The organism is Streptomyces sp. NPDC006655, from assembly GCF_040703965.1.
Lineage (GTDB): Bacteria > Actinomycetota > Actinomycetes > Streptomycetales > Streptomycetaceae > Streptomyces.
The window spans coordinates 1-12413 of record NZ_JBEYJU010000058.1; the positions used below are offsets into that span (position 1 = coordinate 1).

Below are 12413 nucleotides of genomic sequence, written 5' to 3' on the forward strand. Positions count from 1 at the left end.
TACGGGGCGCTGCGGCAACGCGCCCCCGAAGGGGCGCGGGGAACTGCGCGACCAGCCACGACGGCGCCGCACCCGATCACCACCCCATCGCGGCACCCCCGGCGGAACACATACCCTGCACACATGACCCCGCAGGCCGCCACCCCCGCCTACCGCAGGCTGTCCGTCGAGGAGCGGCGCAGCCAGCTGCTCGACGCGGCCCTCTCCCTCTTCGCGCACCGCGTGCCCGAGGACGTCTCCCTGGACGACGTGGCGGAGGCGGCCGGGGTCTCCCGCCCACTGGTGTACCGGTACTTCCCGGGCGGCAAGCAGCAGCTCTACGAGGCCGCGCTCAGGTCCGCCGCCGAGGAGCTGGAGCACTGCTTCGACGAACCCCGCGAGGGCCCGCTGCTGCCCCGGCTGTCCCGGGCCCTCGACCGCTACCTGACCTTCGTCGACCAGCACGACGCGGGTTTCAGCGCCCTGCTCCAGGGCGGCAGCGTGGTGGAGACCTCGCGGACGACGGCGATCGTGGACGGCGTACGACGGGCCGCCGCGCAGCACATTCTCAGCCACCTCGACGTCGCCGACCCCGGCCCCCGGCTCCGGATGACCGTCCGGATGTGGATCACCGCGGTCGAGGCGGCCTCCCTGATCTGGCTGGACGAGGAGAAGCAGCCGCCCGTCGAGGAGCTGCGGGACTGGCTGGTCGACCAGTTCGTCGCCGTGCTGAGCGTGACCGCGCGCCGCGACCCGCAGACGGCCGCCCTCGTCGACGCCCTCGCGGCGGATGGCTGAAACTGGTGCCGTGAAGAGTCAGGACACTCCCTTCGAGGGCGGCCCCATGGACGGGCGGGTGCTGCCCGTGCTGCTCGGCATGACCGGCCACCCCCCGAAGACGTACCGCATCCCGGTCCCGGACCCGGCCGGCGGCCCGCCCACCGTCCTGGTCTACCGCCGCGTGCCCCGTGGCCACAGCAAGCGCCTGGGCCTGACCCAGGGGTGGAAGTACGCGTACGACCCGACGGGCAAGGGCGGCGGCAGCGGTGGCGGCAGGCCGAAGTGGCCGTGGAGCAAGCCGGCCGACACCGACGGGTGACATCGTTGCGCCGAACCGCGCACACATACCGTACAAACCAGCCATACATGTCTGATTATCACCGTGCGGCACGGAGGGTCCGTCCCGCATCGGAGGTGATGACGTGTCAGGAGGGTTTCTGCGCCTGGTCTGTACGGCCGCGGTGGCGGCCCAGGCCGTCCTCGTGCCGGTACCCGCGCTCGCCGCGCCCGATCCGCAACGCCCGGTGGCCGAGCTGCTGACGGACCTGCAGCGGCTGTACCAGGAGACCGAACGGGCCACCGAGGCCTACAACGCGGCCGAGGAACGGCTGCAACGCCAGCGCGCCGAGGTGACCCGCCTGGACGACGAGCTGGCCAGGGCCAGGAACTCGCTGCGCACCAGCAGGACCGACGCGGGCCGGCTGGCCCGGGAGCAGTACCAGAACACCACGGGCATCTCCCCGTACATCCGGCTGCTGCTCGCCCGCGACCCGCAGCACGCCCTCGACGAGGGCCATCTCATCGGCCAGTTGGCCCGCCGGCGGGCCGAGGCGGTGGGACGCCTCGCGGACGACGAGCGCAAACAGACCGACCTGGCCCGCAAGGCCCGCAAGGCGCTCGACACCCAACTCACCCTCGCCGAGGGGCAGAAGAAGCAGCGCGACGAGGTACGGGCCCGGCTGTCCGACGTGGAACGCCTGCTGGCGGCCCTCACCCCCGCCCAGCTCACCGCCGTCGCCGACCTGGAGCGGACGGACACGGCCGCCGCCCAGCGCGAGCTGACCGCCTCCGGCGCCCTGAGCACGACCACGCTCCCGCCGTCCCAGGAGGGCGACCGCGCGGTGCGCTACGCGGTGCGGCAGCTGGGCAAGCCGTACCAGTGGGGTGCGGCGGGCCCGACGTCGTACGACTGCTCGGGCCTCACCTCACAGGCCTGGGGTCACGCGGGCACCCGCATCCCGCGCACCAGCCAGGAACAGTGGGCGCACCTGCCGCACGTGCCCCTGAACCGGCTGCGCCCCGGCGACCTCGTCGTCTACTTCCCCGAGGCCAGCCACGTGGCCCTCTACCTGGGCGACGGCAAGGTGGTCCAGGCCCCCCGCCCCGGCGCCAGGATCAAGATCTCCCCGATCGCCGCCAACCCCATCCTGGGCGCGGTACGCCCGGACCCGAGCGCAAGGCCGTTGGCCCACTACACGCCCCCGACCATCCCCAAGACGGCGGCAGAGGGGCCGGACGAGGTATTCGGCACTGTGCAGCCGACAGTCCCGACACCGACCTAGGAGAGGTGCGGGGCCGTATCGACATGCGGGGCGGACACCGCCCAAGGGGCGCTGGGGGTACCCCCAGCCGAAGGCTGGGCGAGGAACTGCGCGCTCGGCCCCCACTCACCCGCACCCGCAACTCAAGCCAGCAGCCCCGAGCTCTTCCACAAGCGGCGCCCGGCCCCCCGCAGCACCCCGATGTCGTCCAGGAAGTCGGTCAACCGCTTGGCCCCGGTCTGCATGACCTCCCGTCGATGCCCGCTGGCCCGCACCTGCGCCACCGCCTCCCGCCGGTCCAGCCCCACGTTCGTGTACACCTCGGGATTGACGAACGCCACCGAGAACACCCGGGCGAACTCCCCCGAGGTCACCCGGGTGAACTCCTGCGACCACCGCGGAGCGGTCACCATCTGCCGCCGCAGTTCCTCACGGGCGTACCGCACGTGCCGGGCCTCCTCGACCACGTGGATCCGTGTGACCCCCCGGACCAGCGTCTGCACCCGCTCGTCGGGGAAGGTCAGCCGCTGCATCCAGTCCAGCACCTCCTCGCCCAGCAGGGTCGCGGTGAACGACCCCGGCGTGGTCGAGATCGTCTTGAACAGGCGCCCCAGGTTCTGGTGGGCCCGGCTCACCGGGTACCAGGGCGCGTCGCCGCGCTCGATCAGCCGGGCGAACATCTTCGAGTGCCGGCACTCGTCCTCGATCTCGGTCAACGCGTACCGCACGTGCGCGGACGTCGCCGCCTTGTCGTAGACGTGCCGGACCAGCAGCTGCATCAGGATCAGCTCGAACCAGATGCCGAGCGAGGCCAGCGCGGCGGCCTCGTGCTGCGACAGCAGGATCCGCTGCTCCTCGCTCATCCGCTTCCACATCGGCGTGTCGTACAGCGACACCAGCTCCGGCGGCCAGAACCACTTGCCGTCCTCGAAGGGCGCGTCCCAGTCCAGCTCCTTGTCCGGGTCGAAGGAGTGCTTCGCGGAGGAGACGAGCAGCCGTTCGGCCACCTGCTCGCGGTCCTTGAGCAGGCCCAGTGCGTCCCGCAGTCCGTCGACCGCGTCGGCTTCCGTCAGGGTCGTCATGGCTCCCTCACCTCGTTACCCGGGGGTACGTCGTCGTCCGGTCTTATGAGACCGCGTGTCAGCAAGGCGGTCAATCCCCTGCGCGAGACTTGTTGACACCGGATCTACCGCTACCCCGGCCCCCGGATCGGAGCCTCAGAGCCCCAGCACCGCCCGCATCACCGCCCTGGCGATCGGCGCCGCGTCCCCGCCCCCGCTGATCTCCCCGCGGTCGGCCGCCGCGTCCTCGACCACCACCGCCACCGCGACCTTCGGCTCCACGTCCGTGTCCGCCTGCGCCCAGGACACGAACCAGGCGTACGGCACCCCGGAGTTGCCCAGACCGTGCTGCGCGGTGCCGGTCTTGCCGCCGACCGTGGCCCCGCGGATGGCCGCGTTGCCGCCGGTGCCCTCCCGGACCACGTCGACCATGAGTTCCTTCATGCGGACGGCCGTCGAGGGGCTCATCACCTGCCGCACCGGCCCCGAACCGCCGGTGCCCACCGTCTCCCCGGTCGGGCGCTCGGTCCGCTCCACGAGATACGGCGGCCGGGCCATGCCTCCGTTCGCCACCGCCGCCGCGACCATCGCCATCTGCAACGGAGTGGCCCGCGTGTTGTACTGCCCGATCGACGACAGCGCCAGCTGCGCCTTGTCCACGCTGGTGTCGAAGGTGCTGGTCGCGGCCGAGAACGGGATGCGCAGCTTCGTGTCGTTGAAGCCGAACCCCTGCGCGACGTTCGTCATGTCGGCGACCCCCACGTCCACGCCCAGCTTCGCGAAGACCGTGTTGCACGACCACTCGAAGGCCTCCCGCAGCGAGGCGTCCCGGCAGCCGTCCCCCTCGTTGGTCAGCCGGGTCGTCGTGCCCGGCAGCCGGTAGGGGTCGGGGGAGTCGGTCGGCGCGTCCAGATCGGTGACCACCCCCGCGTCCAGGGCGGCGGCAGCGGTGACCACCTTGAACGTCGAACCCGGCGGATAGGTCTGCCGTACCGCCCGGTTGAGCATCGGCTTCTCCGGGTCGTCGTTGAGCCGCGCCCAGGCCGAGGCGACCCTGTTGTCGTTGCCGGACAGTTCGGAGGGGTCGTAGGACGGGGTGGAGACCAGGGCGAGGATCCGGCCGGTCGCCGGTTCGATCGCGGCCACCGCGCCCTTGCGGGTGCCCAGGCCCCGGAAGGCGGCCTCCTGGGCGTACCGGTTCAGGGTGGTCACCACGTTCCCGCCGGGGGTCGGCACCCGGCTGCCGTCGTGCCACAGCGGGAACGGCGACAGCATCGGGTCGGTGCCCGCGAGCAGGCCGTCCTCGGCGTGCTCCAGGAACGTCGTGCCGTACAGCTGGGAGGCGAAGCCGGTGACCGGGGCGTACAACGGGCCCTGCGGATAGGTGCGTTCGTAGCGCAGCTGCTCCCGGCTGTCCCGGGAGCCGGTGACCGCCTCGCCGCCGACCAGGATGTTCCCGCGGGGCAGCCCGTAACGGGCGATCGTGGCACGGCGGTTGGCCGGATTGCCGTCGTAGGAGCGGCCCTGCACGACTTGCACGCGGGCGGCGTTGACGAGGAGGGCGAACAGCAGCAGGGCGCACAGGGCGCGGGCCCGGCGGACGTACGCGGCGGTCCCCTGCTGCCGGCTCACGGGGCCACCCGGCCGTCGTAGTGCCTGCGGGCCGAGTCGCTCACCCGGATCAGCAGGGCCACGATCGCCCAGTTGGTGACGACCGAGGAGCCGCCCTGGGCGAGGAACGGCATCGCCATGCCGGTCAGCGGGATCAGCCCCGTCACCCCGCCCGCGATCACGAACACCTGGAGGGCGACGATCGAGGCGAGCCCGACCGCGAGCAGCCGGGCGAAGGGGTCGCGCAGGGCGAGACCGGCCCGGTAGCCGCGCTCCACGAGCAGACCGTAGAGGAGGAAGATCGCGGAGAGCCCGGCCAGGCCCAGTTCCTCGCCCGCCGTGGCCAGGATGAAGTCCGACTTGGCGGCGAAGCCGATGAGCACGGAGTGACCGAGGCCGAGCCCGGCCCCGAGCACCCCGCCGGCGGCGAACGCGAAGAGGGACTGGGCGAGTTGGTTCGGTCCCTGGCCCGCGGCGATCGAGGCGAAGGGGTGCAGCCAGTCCTCGATACGGCCGTGCACGTGCGGCTCCAGCCGGCCGACGGCGACCGCGCCGACCACGGCGAGCAGCAGGCCGACGGCGATCCAGCCGGTGCGTCCGGTGGCGACGTACAGCATGACGACGAAGAGGCCGAAGAAGAGCAGCGAGGTGCCCAGGTCGCGTTCGAGGATCAGCACCCCGACGCTCACCAGCCAGATGGTGACGATCGGGCCGAGCACCCGGCCCGTCGGGAACTGCATGAACCACAGCCGGCGGCCCGCGTAGGCGAGCGCGCCCCGGTTGGCGGCGAGGTACGCGGCGAAGAACACCGCGAGCAGCACCTTCGCGAACTCGCTGGGCTGGAGGGAGAATCCGGCGATCCGGACCCAGATCCGGGCCCCGTTGACGGCCGGGAAGAAGATCGGGAGCAGCAGCAGGACGAGGGCGGCGGCCACGCAGACGTAGGCGTAGCGCTGGAGGACGCGGTGGTCGCGCAGCATCAGCACGACCACGATGAAGAAGCCGACGCCCAGCGTGGACCAGACGAGCTGGGCGGGGGCCGCGCGGTCGCCCGGGGTCTCCAGGTCCAGCCGGTAGATCAGGACCAGGCCGAGTCCGTTGAGCAGCACGCCGATCGGCAGCGGCAGCGGATCGGCGTACGGGGCACGCATGCGTACGGCGAGATGCGCGACGAGCGCGAGGATCCCGAGGCCGGCTCCGTAACCGGCGGCGCCGGGCGGGACGGTGCCGGTCCTGGCCAGCCCGACCGCGCAGTAGCCGGACACGCAGAGCAGCACGGCCAGCACGATCAGGGCGAGTTCGACGCCCCGGCGCCGGGGGAGGCGTTCGGCGGGCCCGGCGGGCGCGGTCGCCGTGAGGGTGGTTCCGGCCTTGGTCATGTCCGGAACTTACCCACATAGTGCGAGTTGCGTGCTTTGTTGGCTTGCGCCAGCGTGGCGTGGGGCCCGAGGGGCGGATGGCGGGTGCGGGCCCGTCGTGGCTGATCGCGCAGTTCTCCGCGCCCCTGAAAGCAAGTCGGCTGGTCCCACCTTTCTTGGGGGCGCTGGGGGTCCCCCGGCCGAAGGCTGGGGGAGGAACTGCGCGACAAGCCACCACGCGCCCGCAGCCGCACCACGCGCCCGCGCCTCCCACGGAAGCGCCGGCGTCGTCACCGCCCCCCCACGGAAGCGCCGGCGTCGTCACCGCGCCCCCCACGGAAGCGCCGGCGTCGTCACCGCGCCCCCTACGGGAGCGTCAGCACCGCCACCGCGCCCCCGTCCACCGCGTTGGTGAACGACAGCCGCGCGCCCAGCACCTCCGCCTGCCCCACCGCGATCGTCAGCCCCAGCCCGTGCCCCTTGGAGCCGCCCTCCGTCCGGAACCGCTGGGGACCGTGCGCCACCAGGTACTCGGGGAACCCGTCCCCGTGATCCCGCACGGTGACCTCCTTGCCCTCCACCGTCAGCACCACCGGCGCCCGCCCGTGCCGGTGCGCGTTGGCGACCAGGTTGCCCAGCACCCGTTCCAGCCGCCGCCGGTCGGTCTCCACCCACACGTCCCGGACCACCTTCACCTCGGTCTCCGTCCCGGACGCCTGCACCACCCGCTCGGCCAGCGCGCCCAGCGCCTCCGCGTCGGTCTCCAGGCGTTCCCGGCCCGCGTCGAGGCGGGAGATCTCCAGCAGGTCCTCGGTGAGCGTGCGCAGCGCCGCCACCCGGTCCCGCACCAGCTCCGTCGGCCGCCCGGGAGGCAGCAGTTCCGCCGCCGCGTGCAGTCCCGTCAGCGGGGTCCGCAGTTCGTGCGCCACGTCGGCCGTGAACCGCTGCTCGCTCAGCAGCTTGCTCTGCAACGACGCGGCCATCCCGTCCAGCGCGGCGGCGACCGCGGCCACCTCGTCCTGCGGCCGGGTCGGGTCCTTCGTCCGGGGGTCGTCCACCCGCGCGTCCAGATCCCCGGCGCTGATCCGCCGGGCCACCTGCGCGGTGCCGTGCAGCCGCCGGGTCACCCGGGTCACCGCGAACGCGCCCACCAGCAGGGTGGCCCCGATGGCCAGGGCCGACGACCAGAGGATGGACCCGTCGAGCGCGGCGATGGTGCGGGCCTGCTGGGAGTAGTCGACGGCCACCGCCAGCACCCGGTGCCGGTCGGCCGGACCCGCCGCCCACATGATCGGGCGGCCCTCGTCCTTGGAGACCATCGTGCCGCGCTCCCCGTTCAGCGCGAGCGCCCGCAGCGGCGTCGGCAGCCCTCGTGGGTCGACCCTGGCCTCCGGCAGCAGCCTGTCCCCGGCCTCGAAGTCACCGGTCGCCTCCGCGAGCCGGGACAGCGCCTGTTCGCGGGCCTGTGCCACGGTCTGGTCGGTCACCGACACGTGCACCAGCCCACCGAGGAGCGCGGCCAGCGCACAGCACATCACGGTGATGAACACGGCCGACTTCGTCGCGAGCGTCCCGGCCCAGCGGGGGAGCCTCATCAGGCACCCGCCGGGGCCGAAGCCGGGGCGGAGGTCGCGGAGGTCGCAGTGGTCGTCGTGGGGGCGGAGGTCGGGGTGAGGGCCGGTACCGGTACCGGTGCCGGTGCGCGGTGGTGGCGCCCCTTGCCCGTACGCAGGAACTCGTCCCGCGAGAACACCATGGCCTGGCGGTCCGGGTCCCACGCCCAGGTCGTGCGGTACTCGTACCCGGTGATCCCGGCCGGCGACCGTACGATCACCGCCCGCCCGGCCAGCTCGACCCCGATGATCGCGTCGTTGTCGTCGAGCACCTGCACCAGCCGGTGCTTCTCGACGGTGTACACGCGCAGCGCGGTCTGGTTCGTCGGGTACAGCCGGAAGCCGAGCGTCAGCTCGTCCCGCCCGTCCCCGGTCAGGTCCCGGTAGTAGGGCTTCAGCAGCGGACAGTCGGCGCCATCGCCGGCCGCCCCGCACGCCTTCATCCGGTTCACGGTCTCGTGGTACACCCCCTTGGACCCGTAGTCCGCGGGGTCGGAGGCGATCTCGGCGCGCACGACGGCCACCGGATCCACCGCGCGGATGTCGTCCCCGGGAACCGTGATCCCCTTCACGGTGTGCCTGCTGCCCTCGTCGTACGGCCAGGCCGGACTGGCCGCCGGCCGCAGATCGGGCCAGAGCTTCGCGGGACTGATCGCGGTCGGCGTCGCCCCCGCCGCGCGCAGCCCGCCGGAGTCGCCGCAGCCCGCCACCGCCACCGCCAGCAGGGCGACGGCGGCGGCGACGACGGCGCTGCGAAGGGGGCGACGGCTCGGCACGCTGCTCCTGGCTCGGGTACGACGGGGGTCCGGGCCGACGGATCGGGTGACGGCCCCGTACACCTTAGTCGTAGATTCGTATGGAAGTCCGTTTTGCACCGGAGGGGCCGGTGCAGAGGAGAGGCTACTCGGCGAGTTCCTCAAGGAGACGGGCGGTCGGCAGACCGGCCCGGAGGTAGGCGACGAACAGCTCGTTGTGCAGCGCCCAGGGCGAACGCCGGGCCCGCACCAGCCGGATCGCCTCCTCGGCCGTGCATCCCCGGTGCACCAGGGTCTCCGCGACCACCAGGCCCGCCCGGTTGTACCCGCTGTAGCAGCGCACCAGCACCGACCGCCCCGCGTCCAGGGCCTCGCCCGCCGCCCGGGCCAGCCGGATCACCCCCGCCAGCTGTGTTCCGTCCAGCGGTCCGTCGGGTATCGGCCAGACATGGTGTTCCACGCCCGCGTCGGGCCCGTGCCCGGGCACCCGCAGCAGACTCTGCACCAGATCGAACTCGTCCCGCACCACGACGGGCTCCAGCCGCCCCGACCGCCCGCGGAACTCATGACCGCCCATCCACAGCCCGGGCAGCACCTCGCTCCACGGACTGTCCGGAGCCGGGACCTCGTACCGTTCCCCACGGATCCGCATCGGCGCCTCCCCGCTGCGTGCGCCAACCCCAGTCAAAGGTAGCGGGGTTCTTGCCCCTGGAGCACCCCGCCTGTTCCCATGGTCGAGGGGTGATGTCGCAATGAGCGGACTGCGCGTCGTGCCGACCTGGCGCCACGGCCAGGAGCGGCTGTACGTCTGCCTCACGGACGGACGGAACATCGCCTGGTACGACCGTGAGGCGGGCCGGGTCAACCTCCTCGGCGAGGAGCACCTGGACGACGTACTGGAAGCCCTGCGGCCCTTCTTGACCGGCCCGGTCACGGTCGGCCCGCCACCGGTGCCCACGCCCGCCGAACTGGCCCGGCTGACCCTGCACCCGGACGACGACCTGGCACCCAACCGCCCCGGCGAGGCGCTGCTGATCGCGATCGACCGGGACCCCGGCCCCTCCCACCGCCTGCGCCCCGACCCGCGCCGCCGCGCCCTGGCCGCGGAACAGTCCGTGGGCGACGCCCTGGACCGCCTGGACGGCGCCGGCTGGCACGCCCTGCACTCCGTGCCGCTGCCCGGTGGCGACCGCATCCACCACCTGCTGATCGGCCCCGGCGGCATCTTCTGCGTGCACGCGCTCCCCGCCCGTAAGCAGAAGGTGGTGGTGGCCGACCCGATGGTCACCCTCGGCCGCCGCGATCCGCAGCCGCTGCTGCGCCGGCTGCGCGCCGACGCCGACCGGGCCTCGTACGCCCTCACGGCCGAGGTCCGCCCGATCCTCGCCCTCACCGAACCGGCCGACGTGACGGTGCTCGCACCGCCCCGCGAGGCCCGCGTCCTGCGCGACCGCGACCTGCCGGACCTGGCCCGCCTGGGCGGCGTCCTCAAACCGGCCGACGTGGAGGCCCTGCACGCGATGGCACGGGACCGCAACACGTGGGGGCGGGTGTAGGGCGCTCCGCGGAGTGACCGGGCGGCTGCGGGGCGTTCGTGGCACGGGGGCAATGAGTGCTCACGGCACACGGGGGCAGTGAGTGCTCACGGCACACGGGGCAGTGAGTGCTCACGGCAGGGGGGGAGTGAGTGCTCACGGCAGGGGGGCCGAGCGGGCCGCGTCCAGCAAAGGGGCCAGGAGGTCGCCGTGGTCCTGGACGCGGGGCGCGATGTCCTCGGGCCGGAACACCAGCTGCCCCGCGGCCCGGCACTGGGCGACCTCCTCCCACGTCACCGGCGCCGACACCATCGGCTCCCGCCGCGCCCGCACCGTGTAGGGCGTGGCCGTCGTCTTGCGCCCCGCGTTCTGGCTCCAGTCCACGAACACCTTCCCCGGCCGCAGACTCCGCGTCATCCGGTGCACCACCAGCCGCGGCATCGCCCGCTCCGCCTCCACCGCCAGCCCCTTCGCGTACTCGCTGACCCGCTCGCTGCTCGCCCCCCGCACCCCCGCCAGCAGGTGCAGCCCCTTGGACCCGGCCGTCTTCGCGTGCGCCTCGATCCCGTCCGCCGCCAGCCGTTCCCGGAGCCACAGCGCGACCTCGCAGCAGTGCACGACCGTGGCGGGCCGCCCGGGGTCCAGGTCGAAGACGATCCGGTCGGCCTCGTCCGGGGACTGCGCGACCCACTGGTGCGTGTGGAACTCGGTGACCAGGTTCGCCGCCCACATCAGGCTCGCGAGGTCCTGCACCAGCACCATCCGCGCCACCCCCTCCGACCGGTGCACCTCGGTCGTCGTCACCCACTCGGGCGTACCGGGCGGCACGTTCTTGGCGAAGAACACCTGGCCGTCGGGGCCGTCCGGGTACCGGAGGAACGACACCGGCCGGTCCCGCAGATGCGGCAGCAGCACCCCGGCCGTCGTCGCGTAGTAGTGCAGCAGCTCACCCTTGGTGAACCCGGTCGCCGGATACAGCACCTTCTCCAGATTGCTGAGCGCGACCCTTCGCCCCTCCACCTCTGTGATCGGCGTCATACGATGACAATCTCACACAAACCGTACGACCCGGACGGAGGGAAGCCGCACGTGCGATCCATCTGGAACGGCGCGATCTCCTTCGGTCTCGTCAGCATCCCGATCAAGCTGGTGAACGCCACCGAGAGCCACTCGATCTCCTTCCGCCAGGTCCACACCGAGGACAACGGCCGCATCCGCTACCGCAAGTTCTGCGAGCTGGAGGACCGCGAGGTGACCCAGTCGGAGATCGGCAAGGGGTACGAGGACGCCGACGGCACGATCGTCCCGATCACCGACGACGACCTGTCCCACCTGCCCATCCCCACCGCCCGTACCATCGAGATCGTCGCCTTCGTGCCGGCCGACCGGATCGACCCGCTCCAGATGGACGCGGCGTACTACCTGGCCGCGAGCGGCGCCCCCGCGGCGAAGCCGTACACCCTCCTGCGGGAGGCCCTGAAGCGCAGCCACAAGGTGGCCATCGCGAAGTACGCGCTGCGCGGCCGGGAACGCCTCGGCATGCTCCGGGTGGTCGGCGACGCCATCGCCATGCACGGCCTGCTCTGGCCGGACGAGGTCCGCGCCCCCGAGGGCGTCGCACCCGACGTCGACGTCTCCGTCCGCGACAAGGAACTCGACCTTGCGGACGCCCTGATGGACACCCTCGGCGAGGTCGACCTGAAGGACCTGCACGACGAGTACCGGGAGGCCCTGGAGGAGGTCATCGCCGCGAAGGCGGCCGGCGAGACCCCGCCGGAGTCCCCCGAGCCGGCCCCGGGCGGCAAGGTCCTGGACCTGATGGCGGCCCTGGAGAAGAGCGTACGGGCGGCGAAGGAGTCGCGGGGCGAGTCGAAGGGTGAGTCGAGGGGCGAGTCGAGGGGCGAGGAGGCGGAGGTGACGCCGCTGACCGGCGAGAAGTCCGCGTCGAGGACGAAGAAGACGGCGGCGGCCAGGAAGACGCCCGCGAAGAAGACCGCGAGCAAGTCGGCGACGGCGAAGAAGACGACGGCGAAGAAGACCACGAGCAAGTCGGCGGCTAAGAAGACGCCGGCGAAGAAGACGGCCCGCAAACGCTCGGCGTGAGAGCGGGCGTGGGGGTCGGCGTGAGAGCGGGCGTGAGGGCTGGCGTGGGGGTCGGCGTGAGCGCGGGCGTGGGGGCC

General features: G+C 72.8%; 12 protein-coding genes. 5 read left to right on the plus strand and 7 right to left on the minus strand.

All coding sequences use genetic code 11. The annotated features are described in order from the left end of the window. Window positions 1–123 precede the first annotated feature (123 nt). The 3 genes from AB0958_RS28700 (at window position 124) to AB0958_RS28710 (ending at window position 2321) form a co-directional block, all read left to right on the plus strand. On the plus strand, window positions 124–777 hold the full coding sequence (locus tag AB0958_RS28700; RefSeq protein ID WP_366893381.1) for a TetR/AcrR family transcriptional regulator: 654 nt from the start codon (window positions 124–126) through the stop codon (window positions 775–777). Next, window positions 770–1078 (plus strand): hypothetical protein, encoded by a 309-nt coding sequence (locus AB0958_RS28705; RefSeq protein ID WP_366893382.1) that lies wholly within the window; start codon window positions 770–772, stop codon window positions 1076–1078. The genes AB0958_RS28700 and AB0958_RS28705 overlap by 8 nt, the downstream gene beginning before the upstream one ends. A 103-nt stretch (window positions 1079–1181) precedes the next feature. After that, the gene (locus AB0958_RS28710) at window positions 1182–2321 is read left to right on the plus strand and encodes an NlpC/P60 family protein (protein WP_366893383.1); all 1140 of its coding nucleotides are present in this window, start codon (window positions 1182–1184) and stop codon (window positions 2319–2321) included. A gap of 122 nt (window positions 2322–2443) precedes the next feature. Here the strand turns inward: AB0958_RS28710 and AB0958_RS28715 are convergent, their stop codons facing one another. From AB0958_RS28715 to AB0958_RS28740, 6 genes are all read right to left on the minus strand, one after another. After that, the gene (locus AB0958_RS28715) at window positions 2444–3382 is read right to left on the minus strand and encodes a diiron oxygenase (RefSeq protein WP_366893384.1); all 939 of its coding nucleotides are present in this window, start codon (window positions 3380–3382) and stop codon (window positions 2444–2446) included. Window positions 3383–3517: 135 nt separating this feature from the next. Then, entirely contained in the window at window positions 3518–4993 is a 1476-nt protein-coding gene (locus AB0958_RS28720) for a penicillin-binding transpeptidase domain-containing protein (protein WP_366893385.1), read from the minus strand. Then, a complete protein-coding gene (locus tag AB0958_RS28725) occupies window positions 4990–6351 on the minus strand; it encodes an FtsW/RodA/SpoVE family cell cycle protein (RefSeq protein WP_366893386.1) in 1362 nt (453 codons plus the stop codon). Before AB0958_RS28725 ends, AB0958_RS28720 begins: the two co-directional genes overlap by 4 nt. Before the next feature lie 344 nt (window positions 6352–6695). Continuing rightward, window positions 6696–7925 carry a HAMP domain-containing sensor histidine kinase gene (locus AB0958_RS28730; protein WP_366893387.1) on the minus strand — a complete coding sequence of 410 codons (1230 nt, stop codon included), beginning with the start codon at window positions 7923–7925 and terminating at the stop codon, window positions 6696–6698. Further along, window positions 7925–8719, minus strand: a complete 795-nt coding sequence (locus AB0958_RS28735; RefSeq protein WP_366893388.1) for a hypothetical protein — start codon at window positions 8717–8719, stop codon at window positions 7925–7927. Before AB0958_RS28735 ends, AB0958_RS28730 begins: the two co-directional genes overlap by 1 nt. A gap of 124 nt (window positions 8720–8843) precedes the next feature. Beyond that, window positions 8844–9350, minus strand: a complete 507-nt coding sequence (locus AB0958_RS28740) for a protein phosphatase (protein ID WP_366893389.1) — start codon at window positions 9348–9350, stop codon at window positions 8844–8846. A gap of 100 nt (window positions 9351–9450) precedes the next feature. On the opposite strand from AB0958_RS28740, the gene AB0958_RS28745 reads away from it, so the two are divergent. Then, entirely contained in the window at window positions 9451–10254 is an 804-nt protein-coding gene (locus AB0958_RS28745; RefSeq protein ID WP_366893390.1) for a nuclease-related domain-containing protein, read from the plus strand. A 135-nt stretch (window positions 10255–10389) separates the two neighbouring features. Here AB0958_RS28745 and ligD read toward each other — a convergent pair whose 3' ends face one another. Next, window positions 10390–11271: a non-homologous end-joining DNA ligase gene (gene ligD / locus AB0958_RS28750; RefSeq protein WP_366893391.1), complete on the minus strand. Its 882-nt coding sequence runs from the start codon at window positions 11269–11271 to the stop codon at window positions 10390–10392. Window positions 11272–11322: 51 nt separating this feature from the next. On the opposite strand from ligD, the gene AB0958_RS28755 reads away from it, so the two are divergent. Beyond that, window positions 11323–12336, plus strand: a complete 1014-nt coding sequence (locus tag AB0958_RS28755; RefSeq protein WP_366893392.1) for a Ku protein — start codon at window positions 11323–11325, stop codon at window positions 12334–12336. The last annotated feature ends 77 nt before the right edge of the window (window positions 12337–12413 follow it).